This window comes from Streptomyces sp. NPDC107500 (assembly GCF_055582785.1).
In genome coordinates this window covers 671,557-693,258 of the sequence record NZ_JBVJPF010000001.1, presented here as the reverse complement: position 1 = coordinate 693,258, position 21,702 = coordinate 671,557, and the positions used below count along the sequence as shown (strand labels likewise).

Genomic DNA, 21,702 nt, shown 5'->3' with positions numbered 1-21,702 from the left:
GATGGTCCCCATGCCCACCGGAAAGCAGCCCGCCGGCCCCTTCACCCCGCGCGACTTCCAGCTGGTGCTGCTGCGCCGCATGGCCGACCACAACCCCGGCCCGGTGGAGGACGCCCGGCGCGAGCTGGGTGCCTCGCTCGCCGAGATGCGGGAGGCCAACAAGCGCTGGCAGGCGATGCTCCGCTCGCCGCGCTCCCGCTCGGCCGCCGCCCGCTACCGCTCGGTCCTGGGCGAACCCGAGTCGACGGCTCCCCGCCGGATCGGCGACCTGGAGTGCGAGGCCAGGCAGTGGGCGCTGCCCCTCTGGCCCGGCCTGCGCTTCGAGGTACTCGTCGCGGACCGGGGCGTGGTCTGGAACGAGTGGCTGGTGCGCGCCCCCGGCGCCGAGGCACCAAAGCTGCGCACCCTGGACGACCTGACCCCGTGGTCCTGCACGGTCGACGAGGCGGCCCGCGCCTTCGCCCCCGCCCGCCCGCTCCAGGGCTCGGCGCCCACCCGCTGGGGCCTCGCCTTCACCGCCCCGGACCGGGACGGCGTACGCCACGAGGTGGTCGCGGAGTTCACGTGGGGGCTGCTCCAGCGCACGGCGGTGGGCGGCCGGACAGCGCTCGGCTAGCGCCTTCCACGGGCCGCGGTCAGCGCCCGTCCTCCGGGTCCCAGTCCAGCAGGCGGACCTTGGCGACGGTGCGGACGTGGCGGCGCATCGCGGTGGCCGCGTGCCGGGGCTCCCCGGCGGCGATCGCGTCGAGGATGGCCTGATGCTGGGCCAGCGAGCGGCCGGGCCGGCCGGGCTGGCGCAGCGATTCGGTGCGGCTCTCGGCGATCTGGTGGGCGATGGAGCGCATGAACTCCGCGAGCAGACTGCTGTGCGCCGCCGCCGTCACCGCCGCGTGGAACAGGCGGTCCCCCTCGACCCCGTCCTCGCCCCGCTCGATCTCCTCGGCCATCACGGTCAGCGCGGCCCGCATCGCGGCCACGTCGTCCTCCGTGCGGCGCTCCGCGGCCAGTTCGGCGAGTTTCGTCTCCAGCGCCTCGCGCGCCTCCAGGACGTCCGGCAGGCGCCGTCGGCGCTCGACCATCTTCTCGACGGGTTCCACGTCGAGGCTGTCCCTGACCAGGTACGTCCCCCCGCCGTGCCGCGCCTCCACCAGGCCCTGGACCTCCAGGACCACGATGGCCTGCTTCACGGAGGCCCGGCTGACGCCGAGCCGCTGGGCGAGGTCCCGTTCGGGCGGAAGCCGGTCGCCGGCCCGCAGGCCGCCGTCGGTGACGTACTGGCGCAGCCGCTCCAGCACCTGCTCGTAGAGGCGCTGCTTGGTCATCGGGCGCAGGGCGTCGGTCACGGAGATCCCCCTCTCGTCGGGAGCCTAGCACCGGGCCCCCGGTGGCCGAGTGGCTGAGCCAATTCCTGCGCGACCCCTTGACGGCGCTCCGGTCGGGGCCCACGCTGACCTGCCAACCGCACCTTCCAAGTGGCTCAGCCACTCAGCCAGTCAGGTTTTCCATCAGGACAGCACCCGGGAGCCCCCGCATGTCCCCCGAACTCGTCTCGATCCTCGTCCTGGTCGTGGTGTTCGTCATCGCCACCACCCGCTCCGTCAACATGGGCGCCCTCGCCTTCGCCGCCGCCTTCGGGGTGGGCACGCTCGTCGCCGACCTCGACGCGGACGGCATCTTCGCCGGATTCCCCGGCGACCTCTTCGTCGTCCTCGTCGGCGTCACCTACCTGTTCGCGATCGCCCGCGCCAACGGCACCACGGACTGGCTGGTGCACGCGGCCGTCCGGCTGGTCGGTGGGCGGGTCGCGCTGATCCCCTGGGTGATGTTCGCGCTCACCGGGGCGCTGACGGCGATCGGCGCGGTCAGCCCGGCCGCGGTGGCCATCGTCGCGCCGATCGCGCTGAGCTTCGCCACCCGGTACGCGATCAGCCCGCTGCTCATGGGCACGATGGTGGTGCACGGCGCGCAGGCCGGCGGGTTCTCGCCGATCAGCATCTACGGCTCGATCGTCAACGGCATCGTCGAGCGCGAGGGCCTGCCGGGCAGCGAGGTCGGCCTCTTCCTGGCCTCCCTGATCGCCAACCTCCTCATCGCGTCCGTGCTGTTCGCGGTGCTCGGCGGTCGGAAGCTGTGGGCGCGGGGGGCGGTGCCGGTGGACGGCGCGGCCGGCCCGGCCGGGGCGAGCGGGACGGGTGCCGGCGGGGGCGCGGAGAAGGACCCCGGCAAGAGCACCGGCACCGGCACCGCGGGGACCGCCCCCACCGCCGTCGCCGTGCGCCCCGACCAGGACAGCGACGGCACCGGCGGCGCCACCCGCCTCACCCCCGCCCGGATCGCCACCCTGGTCGCCCTGGTGGCCCTGGTCGTGGCCGTCCTCGGGTTCGATCTGGACGCCGGTCTGACCGCGGTCAGCCTCGCCGTCGTGCTGAGCACCGCCTGGCCGGACGACAGCCGCCGGGCGGTCGGTGAGATCGCCTGGTCCACCGTCCTGCTGATCTGCGGTGTCCTCACCTACGTCGGCGTGCTGGAGGAGATGGGCACCATCACCTGGGCCGGTGAGGGAGTCGGCGGCATCGGCGTCCCGCTGCTGGCCGCGGTGCTGCTCTGCTACATCGGCGCGATCGTGTCGGCCTTCGCCTCCTCCGTGGGCATCATGGGCGCGCTGATCCCGCTGGCGGTGCCGTTCCTCGCACAGGGCGAGATCGGCGCGGTCGGCATGGTGGCGGCGCTCGCGGTGTCGGCGACGGTCGTGGACGTCAGCCCCTTCTCGACCAACGGCGCGCTGGTGCTGGCCGCGGCGCCGGACGTCGACCGGGACCGCTTCTTCCGGCAGTTGATGGTGTACGGCGGGATCGTGGTGGCGGCCGTGCCCGTACTGGCGTGGCTCGTACTGGTCGTGCCCGGCTTCGGGTAGGCCCCTCGGAAGACCGGCAATCGTGAGCAACAGCTAAGGAGTACGACGCGTGTCCTCTCTCTTCCCGGCCCTCTCCCCGACCCCGGCCGACGGGCCCGCCCTGCGGTTCGGCGAGCGCTCACTGACGTACGCGGAACTCGCCGCCGCCGCGGGCGCCACGGCCGGGCGGATCGGGGCCGCCGGCCGGGTCGCCGTCTGGGCGACCCCGGCGATGGAGACCGCGGTCGCCGTGGTGGCGGCCCTGCTGGCCGGGGTCCCCGCGGTACCGCTCAACCCGAAGTCCGGCGACAAGGAACTGGCGCACATCCTCGCCGACAGCGAACCGTCGCTGGTCCTGGCCGCCCCGGAAGCCGGACTCCCCGCGGCCCTGGGCGCCCTGGCGCGCGTCGACGTCGACGTGCACGCCACCGGGCCGGTGCCCGAGGACCGCTCCGACGACGGGGACCCCGCGCTGGTCGTCTACACCTCCGGCACCACGGGCCCGCCCAAGGGCGCCGTCATCCCCCGGCGCGCGCTCTCGACGACCCTGGACGCGCTCGCCGACGCGTGGCAGTGGACCCGCGACGACGTGCTGGTGCACGGGCTGCCCCTGTTCCACGTGCACGGCCTCGTGCTGGGCATCCTCGGGCCGCTGCGGCGCGGCGGCAGCGTACGGCACCTGGGCAGGTTCTCCGCCGAGGGCGCGGCGCGGGAGCTGAACGACGGCGCGACCATGCTGTTCGCGGTGCCGACGATGTACCACCGGATCGCCGAGTCGCTGCCCGGCGACCCGGAGCTGGCGAAGGCCCTGTCCGGGGCCCGGCTGCTGGTCTCGGGGTCGGCCGCGCTGCCCGTGCACGACCACGAGCGGATCGCCGCCGCGACCGGCCGGCGGGTGATCGAGCGGTACGGCATGACGGAGACGCTGATGAACACGAGCGTGCGGGCGGACGGCGAGCCGCGCGCGGGCACCGTGGGCGTGCCGCTGCCCGGGGTGGAGCTGCGGCTGGTGGAGGAGGACGGTACGCCGATCGCGGAGCGGGACGGGGAGAGCGTCGGCGAGATCCAGGTGCGCGGCCCGAACCTGTTCACCGAGTACCTCAACCGCCCCGACGCCACCGCCGCCGCCTTCACCGGCGACGGTTTCTTCCGCACCGGCGACATGGCGGTACGCGACCCCGACGGCTACGTGCGCATCGTCGGCCGCAAGGCCACCGACCTGATCAAGAGCGGCGGGTACAAGATCGGGGCCGGCGAGATCGAGAACGCGCTCCTCGAACACGCGGGGGTGCGGGAGGCGGCCGTCACCGGCGAGCCCGACCCGGACCTCGGGGAGCGGATCGTGGCGTGGATCGTGCCCGCCGACCCCGCGGCCCCGCCCGCCCTGGAGACACTGGCCGGACACGTGGCCGCCCGGCTCGCCCCGCACAAGCGCCCCCGCGCGGTCCGCTACCTCGACGCGCTGCCCCGCAACGACATGGGGAAGATCATGAAGCGGGCGCTGGACCGTGACTGACCGCCGGTCCGCGCGGGAGTTCCTCGCCCTCGTCACCGACGACTTCACCGAACTCCCCCACCCCGAGGGCCGGTCGGCGCCCGACGGTCCGCTGGGCTGGCCCGGCTACGACGCCGCCCGCGCCCGCGCCGCCGAGCGCACCGGCGAGGAGGAGTCGGTGGTCTGCGGCACCGGACACGTGGCGGGCGTGCGGGCCGTGCTCGTCGCGTTCGAGTTCGGGTTCCTCGGCGGTTCGCTGGGCCGGCGCACCGGCGACCGGCTGGAGGCCGCGTACACGTACGCCCGCGCGCACCGGCTGCCGGTCGTGCCGCTGGTCGCCACCGGCGGCAGCCGGATGCAGGAGGGGATGCTCGCGCTGACCCAGCTCCAGCGGGTGGCGCGGGAGTCGGCGCTCACCCGGGAGGCGGGGCTGGCGCAGATCGCGGTGGTGCGGGACCCGGCCACCGGCGGCGGCTGGGCGACCCTGGGCGCGGGCGCCGACGTGGTCCTCGCACTGCCCGGCGCCCAGGTCGGCTTCGCCGGTTCCCGGGTCCGGCCGCCGGACGCCGATCCCGCGGCGTACACGGCCGAGGCCCAGGTGGCGGCGGGCAGCGCGGACGCGGTGGTACCGGCCGGCGAGCTGCGCGGCACGCTGGGCCGGTGGCTGCGGCTGCTGACGGCGCCGTCGGGCGATCCGGCGCCGGTGCCGGGACCGCTGGGGGCGCGGGACCTCCCGGCCACCGGCTGGGACGCGGTCCGCCGGGCCCGGACACCCGGCCGTCCGCGCGCCGGGGCCTACCTGGACGCCTACTTCACCCACCGCGTCGCCCTCTCCGGGGACCGCTGCGGCGGCACCGACCCGGACGGCATGCTGTGCGGCTTCGGGGAGCACGCGGGGCGGACGGTCGCGTACGCGGCCCAGACGGGGACGGCGACCGGTCCCGCCGGGTACCGCACCGCCACCCGGCTGATCCGTCTCGCGGAGCGGCTCGGCATCCCCGTGCTGACCCTGGTGGACACCCCGGGCGCGGCCAACGACGCGGCGGCGGAACGGCAGGGCGTGGGCGCGGCGATCGCCGAGCTGTTCGGCGTGATGGCCTCGGTGCGCACGCCGGTGACCACGCTGGTGATCGGCGAGGGCGGCTCGGGCGGGGCGCTGGCGCTCGCGGCGCCCGGCCGCACCTGGGCCACCCCTGACAGCTACTTCTCCGTCATCGCGCCGGAACTCGCGGCGGCGATCCTGAAGCGAGAGCCCGCGGAGGTGGAGGCGACGGCGGACCAACTGCGGCTGCGTCCACAGGACTTGGCCGAGCTGGGCGTGATCCGAACAGGCGATCAGTTGTTCCCTGGAACAGGTGATCGTCGCTCTGGAGAGCGTATGTGAATGGAGGGACCAACGATACTTACGGTGTGCAAGCAACGGGCTGCAGACCGTAGTTGACGCACATGTCCCAAGTAGGTCCCACACATGCACAGCGCAAGGAGCTGCACGATCATGAACCTTCTCACCGACATCCTCGCCGGCATCGTCCACTTCGTCGGCTGGCTGGTCTGACGGTCCGAGAAACCGACGGCGCCGCCTCCCCGTCCCAGGGAGGCGGCGCCGTCCGCGTGTCACCGCACGGCCACGGCCCGCACGATCTCCTGCGTGACCGAGCCGCCCCGGTCGTCGCGCGCCGAGGCCCGCAGCGAAAGGTGCCCGGCGTCGCGGGGCACGTTCAGCGTCCCCTGCCAGGACGCCCGGCCGTGGTCGCCGCGCAGCCCGACCCGCTGCCAGGACTTGCCCTCGTCGTACGACACCTCCAGCTCCGCGCCACCGATCCGCCCGGTGCCCTCGGCGCCCGCCACGTACTCCGCGCCGAGCCCCACCTTGAGCTTCCTGCCGCCGCGCACCTCGCCGGCCAGGTCGGTGTCGACGTCGAAGGAGAGGTTGATCAGCGGCAGGAAGGTCCACCGGTCGTCCGGGGTCGCGGCCGAGCGGAAGGTCCACTCCGCGTGGCCCTCGGTGGCCACCGGCCAGCGCGCCGCGTCGAGCGCGGTGTCGGTGACGAGCTTGTACGTGTGCTCCTCGGCCGGCGCGTCGTACACGTAGCCGGCCGAACTCGTGCCCTCGTCGACCAGTTCGCCGTCCAGGTACACCGACGTGGTCTGCGTCATCCCGCTCCCCTCGCTCCACACGTCGCCGAAGCCGGTGTGGTCGGGACCGGAGTCGCCCCACCCGGGGGCGTTGAACTGGAGCATGTCGCCCGAGCGCTGCTGCCCCCAGCCGAGCCCGGTGCCGAGGTACGGATGCCAGACGGGCTTGAACCAGTTCAGCTCCGTGCGGTCACCGCCCCGGTACCGGACGAGTCCGCTCCGCTCCTCCAGCGCGTCCCCGGCGCTCGTCACGGACTCGTGCCACAGCTGGCCGGGACCGGTGGACACGTACTCGGTGCGCTCGGCCGGGTAGGCGATCCGCTCCTTGAAGCCGAGGCCGATCGGGAACGTGTCGGTGATCGAGTACCGGAACTCGCCGCCGCTCGCGGGCTCGGGGGCGTGGTACTTGGTCCGCAGCTCGGCCAGGTCGCGGCGCCCGGGCTCGTAGGTGAGGTCCCGGTCGGGCACCCGGCCGGCGTGTCCCTCGGAGAGGTCGTACACGTAGGGCGTGTTGGGCGTGGCGGTCATGTCGGCCCGTCCCGCCTTCCGCAGCCGCTCGGCGTCGGCGGTGTTCACCGTGGCGATCCGGAGCGGCCGGTCGGCGTTGTCGTCCGTGCCCCACCACTCCATCAGCCGTCCGGGCGCGTCGTCCGTGACGAACAGCGCCTTCACGCCCGCGTCCTGGGCGGCCTGCGCGAGGGCGGCCGGTTCGGTGCCCTCGGTGAGCGTGGCGAGGGCCGCCCTGCCCCGGACGCGGGCCGGGAAGGGCCCGTCGCCGACGTCGACGAGCGACAGGCTGCTGCGCCCCTCGCCCAGTGTGCCGCCGGACTGGACGGTGGCCTCACCGACGCCCTTGACCTCCAGCAGCGGCTTGCCGAGCCGCCACACGGTGCGGTACTCGAAGGCGCCGTCGGTGACCTTGGCGGTGGGCGCGGCGAAGACGCTGTCGTACGTCAGCGGCGCCTGCACCGCGCCGAACAGGTCGGCGCCGTTCGCGCTGCGGTCGTACTCCATGAGGAGCTGCCGCGTCTCGGTGCGCTTGTCCACGTCGGCGTCGATCTCGCGCAGCTTCCGGCCGTCGAGGGTGATCTCCCGGTCCCGGTCGAGGACGACCTCCGGCGCGGCGAGGAACCCGAGGCCCAGCGAGTCGGCACCCTTGCTACCGCGCACGTCCAGGAAGGACGTCAGGCTGTACGTCCCCGGCGCGAGACGCAGCTCCAGGGTGCCGGAGTCGCCGACGTGCGCGGGGACGGGGTCGACGCCCTCGGCGAGGCGCTGGACGACCAGGTCGGCCGGGGAGGCGGCACCGGAGCGGTCCTTGACGCGCACCGTCAGCGTGTACCGCTCGTCCTCCTTGACCAGGCCGAACGCCGTGTGCGCGACGGGCCTTCCGTCCGCGCCGGACGCCACGATCCGGCCGCTCGTCGTCCCGGCCGGGGCCTTGGACGCGTCGCCGGTGACGGTGGTGGAGGCGGTGCCGTGCGCGGGCACCGTGAGGGCGGTGTCGGCGAGGGTGACGACGCCCTCGGGGGCGCCCTGCGCGGAGAGCTGCAACTCGACAGCGTTGTCGGAGGAGTTGGTGTAGGTGACGGTCCGCGTGACCGGCTCGTCGTCGTCGTGCGGCCAGGCGTGGAAGCCGAGGTCGGCGCTGCCCGTGGCGGTGACGTCGGCCGCGATGGCGTCCGGCACGCTCACCCGGCCCGCGCCCAACTGGTACGCGGAGGCGTCGAGCCCCTTCGACGTGGACATCAGCGCGTCCTTGAGCTGTGCGCCGGTCCAGTCGGGGTGCTGCTCGGCGAGCAGGGCGGCCACGCCCGAGACGTGCGGCGTCGCCATCGACGTACCGTCCATGGAGGTGTAGTCGCCACTGCCCTCGGCGAGCCGGGACCGTGCCGCGAGGATGCCGACGCCCGGTGCGGACAGGTCGGGCTTGAGCGCCTGGTCGCCGTGGCGGGGTCCGGCGCTGGTGAACCAGGCCGCCTCGTCCGCAAAGTCCACGGCCCCGACGGTCAGCGCGGCGTCGGCCGCGCCGGGCGAGCCGATGGAGGACGGTGCGCCGGTGTTGCCGGCCGCGATGACGAACAGGGCGCCGGTCTCGCGGGACAGGCTGTCGACGGCCTCGGCCATCGGGTCGGTGCCGTCGCTGGGCTCGGTCGAGCCGAGGCTCATGGAGACGATGTCGGCGTCCACGTCCCGGGCGGCCCACTCCATGCCGGCGATGATCTCCGACTCGCTGCCCGAACCGGAGTCGTTCAGCACCTTGCCGATCGCGAGCGCGGCGCCGGGCGCGACGCCCTTCTCCTTGCCGTCGGAGGCCGCGCCGCTGCCGCCGACGGTGGAGGCGACGTGCGTGCCGTGCCCGTTGCGGTCGGCGACCTCCTCCCCCGCGATGAAGCTCCGGCTCTCCGTGACCCGTCCGGCCAGGTCGGGGTGGCCCGCGTCCACACCGCTGTCCAGCACGGCGACGGTGACGCCCTTGCCGGTCAGCCCGGCCTGCCAGGCCTGAGGGGTGCCGATCTGCGCGTTGGACTCGGCCATGGCCGCGGTGACCCTGCCGTCGAGCCACACCCCGTCGACACCGGCGCCACGGGTGAATTCCCGCCAGAAATCACGCCCCTTGCCGGCCTCCACCGCGGCCCCGCGCACGCTGGGCAGCGTCCGGGTCCGCCGGGTGCCCTGCGGGGTGGCCGACCGGGTGCCCTTCCCGTAGGTCACGATCAGCGGCAGCGTGCCGGTCTCGGTGTCGGCCAGGCCCTGGCCCAGCAACTCATCGACGTCGAAGAGCCGTTCGTCGAGGCTGCCGTCGCGCAGGTACGGCAGGGCCTCGTCGGGTACGACGGTGGTCCGGCCGCCCGAACTGCGGGTGTGCACGGCGCCGTCGGCGCCCTCGGGCCTCTCGACCGTGACGGTCCTCCGCCCGCCGCCGAGTTCCGTGACGGTCACCCGGTCGCCAGTGACGAGGGTGACGGTGCGGGCCGCGGTGTCCCGGGCCACGGCGGCCGGGGGGTGCGCCGGCTCCGGGGGCGGATCCTGTGCCGCCGCCGTCCCGGTCGGCAGCAACGCGATCACGAGCCCCGCCGACAGGAGGGTCGCCCCGCGCCCGACTGGTCCTCTGCTCATCCACGCCTCACTTCGCGTCGTCGTATGGTGCTGTGAAGAGTGCTGTGAGCAGTCTCAGGGGGCTTCTGGTACACGGCAGTTGACGGAGGGTGGCGGATTGGCGCCCTGGCGGGTTTCCGCCAGTGGTCCGGCGGACCGGCACATTGAGCCGCGACACGGCCGAGTACCGTCCGTCACAATGGAGCCGCGCACGGTGCTGCGCACGGACACGTACGGCACACGGGGAGCGAGCGGCGGCATGGACGGGTTGGTCGAGTTCAAGACCGGGGACGGCGTGCGGGTGGTCGTCGAGGGCGTCGAGGACGAGGACGGCGCGCGACTGGTCTCGCGCGGCGACGGACCCGCCCGGGCGGCCCGCACCTTCGAGGAGTCCCTGGAGGGCGTCCGGGCGGCGGCCGCCTCCGCGCTGCGGGTCTTCAGGGACGGCACGCTCAGACCCGACGCGGTGGAGCTGGAGTTCGGGGTCAAGCTGAGCGCGGAGGCCGGCGCGGTCATCGCGAAGGGCACGGCGGAAGGCCATCTGGTGGTGAAGCTGAGCTGGGCTCCGGAGCCCGGCCCCGCGCGCCCCGAGGGCGCGGACGCCGCCGCACGGTCATGAGCGGTGCCGCGTGGCACGCCCGCGTCGAGTGCGGTCCCGAGGTCGGCGCCGGATTCCTGGTCTCCGCCCGCCGGTTGCTCACCTGTGCCCATGTCGTCAGGTGGGCCGACCGCGCACCGGTCACGGTGAGCTTCCCGGGCCGCCGGGACCTCGGCGGGCTGTCGGCCGCCGTCGCCGTGCACGGCGGCTGGAAGGGCGGCGCCGCCGACCCCGGCGACCTGGCCGTACTGGAACTGGACCACGACGTGCCGCTCACCCCGGCCGCCTTCGCCCCGCCCCGCGCCGAACGGACCACGCCCGCCCCCGAGCTGATCGCCTACGGCTTCCCCAAGGGGTACGACGAGGGCATGCTCGCCTCCTACCGCGCCCTGCCCGGACCGCTCATCTCGGGCGAGTGGGCCCAGTTGGAGGCGGTCACGGCGCACGGGCAGCCGCTGGCGGCCGGGTTCAGCGGGGCGGCGCTGACCCTGGCCGACGGCACCGTCGTCGGCATGGTCACCGCGGTCGCCGGCGCCAAGGACGTACGCGTCGGCCGGATGCTGCCCGTCGAGGTCATGGCGCGCCACTGGCCCGACCTGGGCGAACTGGTGCCCACCCCGGGGCACCGTCCGGACGCGCGCAGACGGCTGTACGCGCTGCTGCGCCGTGCCGAGGAGACCGGGCTGAACTGCGACCCGAAGCGGCTGTACATCTCCGCCACGGACGGCTTCGACCCGCCGCCGCCGGACGAGGGCTTCGCCTCCCTGCGGGACGCCGCCGCCTACGTCCAGTGGGAGGTGCCGGAGCCGGACGTGGTGACCCGCTTCGCCGACCGGCTGGAGGAGCTGCTGCACGCACCGCCGTCCCGGCCCACGACCTGGTCGCCGATCGTCGTGGAGATCGACCACAGCGGCGCCGGCGCCGACCAGGTCACCGTCGAGGTGTCCGCCTACCGGGACGGGCAGCGCCGCCCGGTGGGCTCGCAACGGCTGGCCCGGAGCGCGGTGCGCGCCTTCGTGCAGGCGCACATCGACGAGGCGTGCACCCAGCTCGATCCGGGCGCCGACGAGCTGCTCACCTTCGTGCTGCCGCGCGAGTGGCTCAACGAACCGGTGGCGCACTGGGAGTGCGGCGAGGACGACTCCACGCCCCTCGGCTGCGCCTACCCGCTGGTCGTCACCGACCGCCACCGCCACCGCAGCGGACGGCTCCGCCACCAGCTGCGCAAGAAGTGGGGCAAGCTCGGGACCAGTCAGGGCGTGCCGCTGCGGCGCGTCGACTGCGGCACCCCGGAGCGGCCGGCCGGCCTGCGCAAGCGGCTGCGGGACGAAGCGGAGCTGGCCGGCTTCGGCACCCCGCCGACGACGGCGCGGGAGCACTTCGAGGTGGGTCTCACCGTCCCCGTGCCCGTACTGCTGTGGCCGCGCCGGGGATGCTCGGGCGACGGACACGACGATCCCTGCCCGGGGACGGCGTTCCTCGACGAGCTGGCGGAGTCGGTGGCTCACGTGCCGCCGTCCCAACTCCCCCGCCTGGTCATGGAGCTGCGCGAGACGGCGGAGGCGGCCGACGACCCCGACGGTCACTGGGCTCGCGACGTCCAGCTCCTGTGGGACGACCCCCGCTGCTTCAGCGAGCCCGCGGCCCTGCTGCACTCACCCGTCGGCTGACGGGCCGGCGCCACGATGAACCGCCCCCGACCGGACGGCCGCCCGACGCGCCTGCCCCCGCCCGGCACATCGACGCCCGCCCGCCACGACGACCGCCCACCAGCCCTACCCGACGGCCAGGGCGCCGACCGCCCACCCGCCGCACCCGACGACCAGGGCGCCCCCCACGCAGACGAACGGGCCGCCGGCCCACGACCACCCGCCACCCCGATCGCCCGGAGAGAAGAACCCATGCCCCTGTGGCCCGTCTACACCGGTGCCCCGGCCCCCCACGACGGCATCGCCGAGCTGCCCCCGCCGCCGCCCTGGCGGGCCTTCGCCGGCGGGCCGGTGCTCGACGCGCCCGTAGAGGACGGCGACGACCCGGCCACCTCGCCGGACCGCGCGCACCGTGCCGTGACGTACCAGGCCACGGAGCAGACGGTGCAACTGGTCAACGCGGCGCTGTACCTGCGGCGCCCGCTGCTCGTCACCGGCCCGCCCGGCACCGGCAAGTCGTCCCTCGCCTACGCGGTCGCCCGCGAACTGCGGCTCGGACCGGTCCTGCGGTGGAACATCACCAGCCGCAGCACGCTGCACGACGGCCTCTACACGTACGACCCGCTCTCCCGGCTGTACGCGGCGCGTCACGCCACGCCGGGCCCCGACGCCCCGGCGGCGGCCACGGGTATCGAGGACCACCTGCGCCTGGGCCCGCTCGGCACCGCCCTGCTCCCCTACGCCCGCCCCCGCGCCCTGCTGATCGACGAGATCGACAAGAGCGACCTCGACCTGCCCAACGACCTGCTGCACGTCCTGGAGGAGGGCCAGTACGAGATCCCCGAACTGGTGCGGGCCTCGCGGGACACCCCGGACGGACGGGCCGAGGTGCTGATCGACGGCACCGACCGGCGGGTGCCGGTGGAGCGCGGCCGGGTCCGCTGCAAGGAGTTCCCCTTCGTCGTCCTCACCAGCAACGGCGAGCGCGAGTTCCCGCCCGCGTTCCTGCGCCGCTGCGTCTCGCTGCGTCTGCGGCAGCCGGACGACGACCACCTCGCCGAGATCGTCCGCGCCCACCTGGGCGAGCCCGACGGGTACGCGCGGCAGCTCATCCACCGGTTCCTGTCCCGGGTGGGCGGCGGCGAACTGGCCACGGACCAGCTGCTCAACGCCATCTACCTGGCCCGTTCCTCCGGTCTCGGCGCCGACTCCCTGGACGAGCTGGCCGAGCAGCTGATGCCCTACCTGGGCAGGTCCCCGCAGGCCGACGCCTTCTGATGCCGGCCGACCGCCCCGGCTCACCGGAGCCCCTGCCCCGCCTGGCCGACCTCCTCGGCCGGGTCTCCTCGGGTGTCCGCCCGACCCCGCTGGAGCTGGCCGAACTGCTCTGGCTGGCCGGGCACATGGAGCCCGGGCCCGTGGAGCCCGCGCCCTCCGGCCCGAAGGACGACGGAGCGACCGGCCCGGCTGCCGGGGACCCCGCACCGCCCGTCCCCGCGCCGAGGCCGGAGACGGTGCGGAACCCGCGGGGCCGGCCGGGACGCGGGCCCGTCGGTGATCCGCCCGAGGCGCGTCCCGACAGCTCCGACGCCTCCCGCACCCCGCTGCGCCTGCCCTCCCCCGCGCCCGCGCCGGGGACGTCGGCGGCCGAACCGCACAGCTCCCTGCTCGCGCCCGCCCCGCCGATGCTGCGCCACACGCTGGCGTTGCAGCGTTCCCTGCGCCCGCTGAAGCGCCGTACCGACGCGCCCGTGGGCCACGAGGTGGACGAGGCCGCGACCGCCGACCGCATCGCCCGGCTGGGCGGCGGGCCCGACGGGTGGCTGCCGGTGCTGCGCCCGGTGCGGGAGCGCTGGCTGCGGCTGAACCTGGTGCACGACGCGGGCCCGACGATGCCCGTCTGGCAGCCGCTGGTACGCGAACTGCACGCCACGCTCGCCCAGTCGGGCGTCTTCCGCACCGTCGTCCTGCACCGCGCGGAGGCCGACGGCACCGTCCGCGGCGAGGGAGCGGAGGCACCCCCCGACGGCCGTACGGTCACCCTGCTGATCAGCGACTGCATGGGACCGCAGTGGCGGGAGGGCCCGGCCGGCACCCGCTGGTTCGGCACGCTGCGCCGCTGGGCGCACCGCACCCCGCTGGCCGTTCTCCAGCCGCTCCCCGAGCAGTTGTGGCGGGACACCGCCCTGCCGCCGGTCCCGGGCCGGCTGTCGGCCCCGCACCGGGCCGCGCCCAGCGCGTCGCTCGCCTTCACCCCGTACGACGACGGCGTGCCCCCGGCCCCCGGCGGCACCGTCCACCTCCCCGTGCTGGAACCGGGGCCCCAGTGGCTGGCGAACTGGGCCTCCCTGGTCGCGAGTCCGGGCGGCACCCGCCACCCGGGCGCGGCCGCCGTGCTGCACCGCCCGCTGCCCGCCGACGCCGGCGACCGCGCCGACGCCACCCGGCTGTCCGCCGAGGAACTGGTGCTGCGTTTTCGCGCGAGCGCGTCTCCCCAGGCCTTCCGGCTGGCCGGGCACCTCGCGCTCGGGCGCCCGGACCTGCCGGTGATGCGGCTGGTGCAGGCCGCGGTCGAGCCGGAGCCCCGGCCCCAGCACCTGGCCGAGATCATCCTCAGCGGCATGCTCACCACGGTCGCCGGGCCGCCCGGCTCGTACGCGTTCCGCCCCGGCGTACGCGACCTCCTGCTGCGCGGGCTGCCCCGCACCGCCCGCAACCGCACCCACGAACTGCTGCTGCGCACCGGCGGCCTGATCGACGAGCGGGCGGGGCGGTCGCCGGGCGAGTTCCGCGCACTGCTCCCCTCCCGGGACGGCACCGAACGGGCCGATGGCGGCGAGGCGTTCGCGGCGATCACCCAGGAGAGCGCCAGACAGCTGGCCGCCCCGGTGCGGCCCGAGGGCCCCTCGCCCTTCCCGCCCGCGCTGGGCTCCCGCTACCGGCCGGCCCGGCGGCTCGCGCCGACCGGGAGGATGTGGCTGGCCGAGGACACCGAGACGAACCGGACGGTGACGGTCCGGCTGCACGACCCGGACCGCGACCCCGCCTCCCGCCGCGCGTTCCTGCGGGACGCGCGCCGCCTGACGGAGACCACCCACCCGAACGTGGTGGCCGTCCTCGACGCCGGCATCGAGGACGACGTCCCGTACGTCGTCATGGAGCACCTGGACGGCGTCGCCCTGCACACGCTGGCCCGGTCGAACGGCCGGCGGCTGCCCGCGCCGCTGGTGGTGTCGGTCGGGGCTCAGCTGGCCCGTGCCCTCACGGCCCTGCACCGGGCGGGCGTCACGCACGGCGGTCTTGAGGCGTCCCGGGTGGTCCTGCTGCCCGACGGCACGGTCCGGCTGAGCCTCTTCGAACCGGGCAGGTCCTCGGGGCCGTCCGGACGCTCCGAGGACCTCCGGGCCCTGTGCGACATCCTGTTGCTGCTCACTTCGGGCACCTCACGGCTGGCCGTCCCGATCGACTCCCGCCACCTGGACCGGTTGCCCGCAGCCCTGCGCATCCATTACGCGCACGCCTTCGACCAGTTGATGTCGGCCTCGTCGGCGACGCAGGCCCAGGGCGTGGACCTGCTCACCGACCCCCGGTCGCTCGCCCGGGCCCGCGAGGCGTACGAGCCGCGCCGCTACGAGGCGCTGGGCGCACTGCGGGTCACGTCGCCGGACGGGTCCCCGGCCCTCGGACCGGGGGTGCGCGCGCTGCTCGCCATGCTGCTGCTCAAGCACGGCCGCACGGTGACGCACGAGGAGCTGCGGTGGGGGCTGTGGGACCCGGGCGAGGAACCGCGCAACCCGCGGGGCGACGTGAACGGGCTGGCGACGCGGCTGGCGGAGGCGCTCGGCCCGGGTGCGCTGGTGACGTCCGCCCACGGCCTCGCCCTGCACACCAGCGCCGACGACGTCGACCTGGTGCGCTGCGACGAGCTGGTGCGGCAGGCCGACGCGGCCCGGCTGGAGGGGGCGCCCACCGAGGCCCGCGCCCTGGTCACCGAGGCGTTGTCGCTCTGGCACGGTGCCGAGTCGCTCGCGGACGTGCCCGGTCCCGCCGCCCGTACCGCCCGCGCCCGGCTCCTGCGGCTCCGCCTCGCCCTGCACACCAAGCGCGCCGAACTCGACCTGGCCCTCGGCGACTACGACCGGGCGTCGGCCGAACTGTCCCGCCTGCTCCGCGCCCACCCGCACCGGGAGGACTTCCGCCGCCTCTGCCTGATCGCGCTGCGCCGCCAGGGCCGGGGCGCGGAGGCCCTGGAGGTGTACGAGGAGTACGAGCTGTCCGGCGGGCGCAGTCCGGCCCTGGCGGCGCTGGGCCGCGAACTGCGCGAGGAGCACGCCGAGCCGGTGGACGACGCCCCGTGGTCGGAGTACGAGGGCATCTCGTCGGAGCGGGACGACGGACCGCACCGGGCGCTGTCCGCACCGGACGAACTGCCGGAGGGCCCGTTTCCCACGGAGGACGACGTCTGGTCGCCGCGGCCGGAGGAAGCGGCGGAGTCCACGGAGGAAGAACCCGAGGAACCCGAGGAACCCGAGGCCCCCGAGGAACCGGAAGAGTCCGCGGAGCCCGGCCCGCCGGCCGAGGCGGACGAAGACGCGCGGGACGACTTCGACACCGACTTCCGCGACTGCGCCCGCTTCTCGCTCGCCGAGGGCCCTTCGGGCGAGGAGGACGCCCACGCGGGGCTGCGCACCCTGGTCACGAACCTGCTGGCGGACAGCGCACTCGACGGCACCGCGTACCGACTCGTGGAGGACGGGGAGGGCCTGCTCGTCCTGCTGGAGCCGCGGACGGAGGCCGCCCCGCTCCTGCGGGCGGCCCTGGACGGCCTGCCCGAACAGCTGGCGCACATCGGCCAGGAGCGGCTGCTCGTCGAGTTCTGGCAGGTGGAGTTCCGGCTGGACGGGACCGAGGAGCAGTCCTTCCGCGCCGGCGCCGGGGCGGTCGGCGCGGTCCTGGACGCGTCCGACGCGCAGGCGCTCGTCGTCCTCTCCGACTCCCTCCACTACGACGAGGTACAGGAACCGGGGGAGGACGGACCCTCCTTCGATCCGGACCTGTTCCGGCCGCTGGACGACGAGACCGGCTGGTACCGCCCGGTGGAGGGTGCCGGGGGCCCTAGGGTGGAGGCGTCGGACGGCCGCGCCGTGAGCGGGCCTTACCCCATGCCGCCCGGCGGCAGGCTCCCCGTCCCCCCGCGCGACGGTTCCGTGGCCTTCGTCCTGCGGCTGCCCGACGGCACGCTCGCCCTCCCGGACTCCGACGAGTACCGGTCGGCGCCTTCGGCCCTCCGTGCGGCCGGCCAGTACTTCGACGTCGAGCTGACGCAGCACCCCGTCGGCACGGGCGTGGCCACCGTCGAGGCGAAGTGGCAGGTCGAGGACCCGGTCGAGGCGGTCCGCAACCGGGCGACCGACCTGCGCGAGGTGGTCGCCGAGCTGGTCGGGCGGTTCCTCGCCGCGCTCCGGGAGGGCAGCGAGTTCGACCTCACGGGTGCCGAGGTGCCCGGCTACCGGCTCGTCTGGACCTTCCGGCCGGCCGGCCGCGCCACCACCCCGCGCGGCCGGACGCCGCGCTCCCCCGAGGATCTGATCGCCGGGGCGAGCTGCGTGCTCCTCGGCTTCGACGACGTACTGGCCCGGCTGTACCGGCCGGCCGCCGAGCGGGAGGTACTGCTGGACATCGCGCGGCTCTTCGTCGAGGAACGCGACCCGGAGGACGCGCTGTCCGGGGTGCCGCTGCCCCGGGTCTCGTCGGACGGGTACGCCGGCACGCTCGACTTCGTCCGGGCGCTGGCCGGGCACCGGCTCGCCCCCGACGTACGGCTCCGCCTCGACCGGCACGAGGCGCGGGCGGCCCGCACCGCGCGCCCGGTGCCCCTGGCCGACCGGCTGGTCCAGGCGCTGGACGCCCGGCGGGTGCGCACCGCCGTGGTCACCGACCGGGACCCCGCCCCGGTCACCGCCTACCTGCGACGGCGCGGCCTGCTGGAGGCCCTCGCCGGTGACGTGCACGGCAGGGGCACCGACCTCACCCGTCTGATGCCCGACCCGGACGTCCTCCTGCGGGCCCTGGAGCGGCTCGACGCCACCGTCGGCACCTGCGTGATGGTCGGTTCGTCCGTCGCCGAGCAGTCCGCCGCCCGTGCGCTCGGCCTGCCGTTCATCGGACACTGCTCCGGCGAACGGGTCCGGTGGGAGATGAGCGCGGCGGACGAGGGCGCGCTGCTCGTCCCGGACCTGCGTCCGCTGCTGACGGCGGCCGAGAACGGCTGACCGGCGGCCCTCGGCTCGCGCCGGAGACCGCCCGTTCGGCGGCCCCCCGCCCGGCCCCCTCCAAGGGGCGGCCGCCCCCGCTCCCGCGCACGATGCCAGCAAGGCCGCCCTCCGGGCGGCCGCACGGTCGCGCTCTCGGGAGGATCCGCCATGACCGCCAGTACCGCCAGTCTGGAGCAGCTGCGCCGCTGCCACTTCGCCGTCGACCTGGGCGCGGCACGGACCCGCGTGTACGTGAAGGGTGCCGGGCTCGTCGTCGACCAGCCCTCCGCCGCCGCGGTCAACACCCGCACCGGCGCGCTCATCGCGGTCGGGGAGTTCGCGGAGAAGATGACCGGCCGCACCCCCGGCTACATCCGGGTCGTGCGGCCCGTGTCCGGCGGCACGGTCGTCGACATCGAGATGGCCCAGCGCATGCTGCGGCACCTGCTCGGCGACAAGATCCGCCGCACCCTGCGCCGCAAGCCCCGGCTGCGCGCGGCAGCCTGCACCCCGCACGACGCGGATCCGCTGGCGCAGCGGGCGGCGATCGAGACGCTGGTCGGACTCGGCGCGCGCCGCGTGGAGCTGGTCGACACGCTGATCGCCGCGGCCGTCGGGTGCGGACTGCCCGTGGAGCAGCCCGAGGCGACCATGATCATGGTGTGCGGGGCGCACGCCACCCAGGTCGCCGTGCTCTCCCTCGGCTCGATCGTGACCGCCGCCCGCATCCCGGTCGGCGGCGAGGCCGTGGACCACGCGATCGTGCAGCTCCTGCGCCACCAGCACGAGCTGGTGCTGCCCAGCCAGTCCGTACGTCCGCTGCAACTGACCCTGTCCGGCAACGGGCTGACCCCGCAGGGACCGGCGTCCACCGAGATCCACGGCCGGGACGTGGCGACCGGCCTCGCGCGCTCGGTGCAGGTCGACACCGCGTCGGTGCGCAACGCCATCCAGACACCGCTGACCGCCGTGCTCGACGGGATCGGACGGGTGCTGCGGGACTGCCCGCCGGACCTGGTCGCGGACCTCGCCGACCGGGGGATCATGATGGTCGGCGGCAGCGCGCTGCTGCCCGGCTTCGACCAGATGCTGCGTCAGGCCACGGGCATGCCGGTGCACATCGCGGAGCGGCCCGACGTGTGCGCGGTCCAGGGGCTCGGCAGCATGCTGGAGGGCCGGGTGGAGCCGATCTCGCTCCAGCCGGCCGCGGCCGACTGACCCGCCGCCGAGGGATCCGAGGACGCCGAGGGACACGGACGGCATGACCGCGCGGCACGCTCCCCGACTGACCCGCCTCCTCGAAGCCGTCCTGGCGGTCGGCACCGACCTCGACCTGCGCGGCACCCTCCAGCACCTCGTGGACGGGGCCGCCGAACTGACCGGCGCCGACCGGGCGGCCCTGGTGATGCTCGACCCCGGCCGGGACGGTCTGGCCGAGATCCGCACCCCGGGCCCGGAACCGCTGGCGGCGACGGCGCCCCGGCTGCGGGTGCCGGTCCACGTGCGCGACGAGGAGTTCGGCGAGCTGCGGCTGGCGGGCAGGCCGGACGCCGGACCCTTCACCGTCGAGGACGAGCAACTGGTGCGGGTGCTGGCGACACAGGCCGGCATCTCGATCGGCAACGCCCGGCTGTACGAGACGGCACGGCAGCGCGAGCGCTGGATCGAGGGCGCGGCGGCCGTCACCACGGCGCTGCTCACCGAGGAGGGTGCCGACGACGCGCTGACGACGGTCGCCGAGCGGGCCCGGCTGCTCGCCGACGCCTCCGCGGGCGTCATCCTCCACCCGACCGCCGAGGGCGGCATGGAGATCGTGACCGCGTCGACGCCCGACGACCCGGGCGGCATCGTCGGCGCCACCATCGCGCCCGGCAGCCCCGTCCTGGAGCAACTGCTCGGCGGCGAGCCGGTCTTCCTCACCGACTCGGCGACCGATCCGCGGATGACGACGCGCGTACGGCACCGGTTCGGGCCGAGCATGATGCTGCCGTTGCAGGCGAACGGCCGGCTGATCGGCACCCTCGCCCTGCCCCGCCGGCGCGGCGAACGCCAGTACACGGACCTGGAGCGGCGGCTCGCCACCCAGTTCGCCTCGCAGGCCGCGCTCGCCCTGGTGCTGGCCGACGCACGGCGCGGGCGGGAGCGGCTGGCGGTCTTCGAGGACCGCGACCGCATCGCGCGGGACCTGCACGACCTGGTGGTGCAGAGGCTGTTCGCCACCGGGATGATGCTGGAGTCGACGCAGCGCCGGGACGGCGCGGAGGACGTGCGGGACATCCTCGCGCGGGCGGCGGACGAGCTGCGGTCCACGGTTCAGGAGGTCCGTACGGCGATCTTCGCGCTCCAGCAGCCGCCGGCCGAGCCGCCGACGGGGCTGCGCGGCCGGGTCCTGCGCGAGACCGCGGCCGCCGCCGCCCGGCTCGGCTTCGCCCCGTCCACCCACTTCAGGGGCGCCGTCGACACCCGCGTACCCGAGCGGGTGGCCGGACACCTGCTCACCGCCCTGCGCCGCGCCCTGACCGAAGCGACGGCCCGCGCGGCCGTCTCCCGGGTCGAGGTCACCGTGGACGTGACCGGCGCGGCGGCGGCCGGGGGCCGGGACGGCGTACGGCTGGCGGTCTTCGACGACGGCGAGCGCGAGGAGGGCGCCGGGCACCCGGCGGACGGCACGACGGCGACCTGGTGGTCGCCACTGTGACCGCGCGGCCCCGGGGCGCGAAGGCACTGCCTTTACCCTCTCTTCGGCCGCTCATTCCCCGGCGTTGGGTGTAGTCGGCCGTACGGCGGGCAGGCGCCACGACGAAGGGGACTGAGCGACGTCGCGAACGTCCGCCCAGGACTGTCGGTGGCCGACATGGACGGACAAGGCGGTGACATGACCTCAACGGCACCACCGCGTCTGGCGGGGCGGCCGGCCTTTCTGGTCATCGACGGCAGGGTGACCGCCGGGCGGGCGCTGCTCGTCGCGCGCGGCCGACTGGTCCACGGGTGCACGGACATCCTGGCCGAGGCCCTGGCCGCGCTGCCGGCCGGCTTCTCCCGGCTCGACCTGGACATGGCCGACGTGGAGTTCATGGACCCGGGCGGGCTGCGCTTCCTCGACCTGCTGGGCGGCTACAGCCACCGGGAGGCGGTGCCGGCGACGACGGCGAACTGGCGGGGCCAGCCGCTGCGCGTCCTGGAGCTGGCCGGTCTGGACACCACCGACCCGCTGCGCTCCACCACCGTCGCCGAGCGGCTGCACGTCCTGGAGGAGGAGGTCGACCAGCTGCGCCGGGCGATCGCCTCCCGTCCGGTCATCGACCAGGCGCGGGGCGTACTGATGGCCCTGCACGCCTGCACCTCGGACGAGGCCTGGGACATCCTCCGGGAGGCCTCCCAGCTCTCCAACACCAAGCTGCGCGATGTCGCCGCCGCGGTCACGGCGGGCACCGAGAACGACGGCCCGCCGCCACCCCCGGAGGTACGCGCGGCCCTGCGCACGGCCCTGTCCAGGCTCGCCCGCTGACACCGCGCGGGCCGGCTCCGCGACCGTGGCGAGGAAGCACCGGCCGAAGCCGGTCGCCGCTCCGGGAGAG

At 75.3% G+C, this 21,702-nt stretch carries 13 protein-coding genes; 11 read left to right on the top strand and 2 right to left on the bottom strand.

The genetic code is table 11. From position 1 onward, the window contains the following. Window positions 1-10 precede the first annotated feature (10 nt). On the top strand, window positions 11-616 hold the full coding sequence (locus ACZ67M_RS02980) for a hypothetical protein (protein WP_385798464.1): 606 nt from the start codon (window positions 11-13) through the stop codon (window positions 614-616). Between the two features lie 19 nt (window positions 617-635). On the opposite strand, the gene ACZ67M_RS02975 is transcribed toward ACZ67M_RS02980, so the two are convergent. Further along, entirely contained in the window at window positions 636-1,343 is a 708-nt protein-coding gene (locus ACZ67M_RS02975; protein ID WP_469849331.1) for a FadR/GntR family transcriptional regulator, read from the bottom strand. Window positions 1,344-1,531: 188 nt separating this feature from the next. On the opposite strand from ACZ67M_RS02975, the gene ACZ67M_RS02970 reads away from it, so the two are divergent. The 3 genes from ACZ67M_RS02970 to ACZ67M_RS02960 are packed head-to-tail and all read left to right on the top strand — an operon-like array spanning window position 1,532 to window position 5,772. After that, window positions 1,532-2,914 carry an SLC13 family permease gene (locus tag ACZ67M_RS02970; RefSeq protein ID WP_469849330.1) on the top strand — a complete coding sequence of 461 codons (1,383 nt, stop codon included), beginning with the start codon at window positions 1,532-1,534 and terminating at the stop codon, window positions 2,912-2,914. Window positions 2,915-2,963: 49 nt separating this feature from the next. Then, the gene (locus ACZ67M_RS02965; protein ID WP_469849328.1) at window positions 2,964-4,409 is read left to right on the top strand and encodes an acyl-CoA synthetase; all 1,446 of its coding nucleotides are present in this window, start codon (window positions 2,964-2,966) and stop codon (window positions 4,407-4,409) included. Then, entirely contained in the window at window positions 4,402-5,772 is a 1,371-nt protein-coding gene (locus ACZ67M_RS02960; RefSeq protein ID WP_469849327.1) for a carboxyl transferase domain-containing protein, read from the top strand. The genes ACZ67M_RS02965 and ACZ67M_RS02960 overlap by 8 nt, the downstream gene beginning before the upstream one ends. Window positions 5,773-6,002: 230 nt before the next feature. On the opposite strand, the gene ACZ67M_RS02955 is transcribed toward ACZ67M_RS02960, so the two are convergent. Continuing rightward, window positions 6,003-9,644 (bottom strand): S8 family serine peptidase, encoded by a 3,642-nt coding sequence (locus ACZ67M_RS02955; protein WP_469849325.1) that lies wholly within the window; start codon window positions 9,642-9,644, stop codon window positions 6,003-6,005. A 238-nt stretch (window positions 9,645-9,882) separates the two neighbouring features. Here ACZ67M_RS02955 and ACZ67M_RS02950 point away from each other — a divergent pair, with 238 nt between their 5' ends. The 7 genes from ACZ67M_RS02950 (at window position 9,883) to ACZ67M_RS02920 (ending at window position 21,632) form a co-directional block, all read left to right on the top strand. Continuing rightward, window positions 9,883-10,242, top strand: coding sequence for a CU044_2847 family protein (locus ACZ67M_RS02950; RefSeq protein WP_469849733.1), 360 nt, complete (start codon window positions 9,883-9,885; stop codon window positions 10,240-10,242). Further along, entirely contained in the window at window positions 10,239-11,891 is a 1,653-nt protein-coding gene (locus tag ACZ67M_RS02945; protein ID WP_469849324.1) for a VMAP-C domain-containing protein, read from the top strand. Before ACZ67M_RS02950 ends, ACZ67M_RS02945 begins: the two co-directional genes overlap by 4 nt. A gap of 231 nt (window positions 11,892-12,122) precedes the next feature. Continuing rightward, window positions 12,123-13,148 carry an AAA family ATPase gene (locus tag ACZ67M_RS02940; protein WP_361355026.1) on the top strand — a complete coding sequence of 342 codons (1,026 nt, stop codon included), beginning with the start codon at window positions 12,123-12,125 and terminating at the stop codon, window positions 13,146-13,148. After that, window positions 13,148-18,142 carry an SAV_2336 N-terminal domain-related protein gene (locus ACZ67M_RS02935; RefSeq protein ID WP_469849321.1) on the top strand — a complete coding sequence of 1,665 codons (4,995 nt, stop codon included), beginning with the start codon at window positions 13,148-13,150 and terminating at the stop codon, window positions 18,140-18,142. Before ACZ67M_RS02940 ends, ACZ67M_RS02935 begins: the two co-directional genes overlap by 1 nt. 150 nt (window positions 18,143-18,292) lie before the next feature. Continuing rightward, complete coding sequence (locus tag ACZ67M_RS02930; protein WP_125494646.1) at window positions 18,293-19,342, top strand: rod shape-determining protein; 1,050 nt, start codon at window positions 18,293-18,295, stop codon at window positions 19,340-19,342. A gap of 43 nt (window positions 19,343-19,385) precedes the next feature. Further along, entirely contained in the window at window positions 19,386-20,822 is a 1,437-nt protein-coding gene (locus ACZ67M_RS02925) for a GAF domain-containing sensor histidine kinase (RefSeq protein WP_469849319.1), read from the top strand. A 177-nt stretch (window positions 20,823-20,999) separates the two neighbouring features. Beyond that, window positions 21,000-21,632 carry an ANTAR domain-containing protein gene (locus ACZ67M_RS02920; protein ID WP_361355017.1) on the top strand — a complete coding sequence of 211 codons (633 nt, stop codon included), beginning with the start codon at window positions 21,000-21,002 and terminating at the stop codon, window positions 21,630-21,632. The last annotated feature ends 70 nt before the right edge of the window (window positions 21,633-21,702 follow it).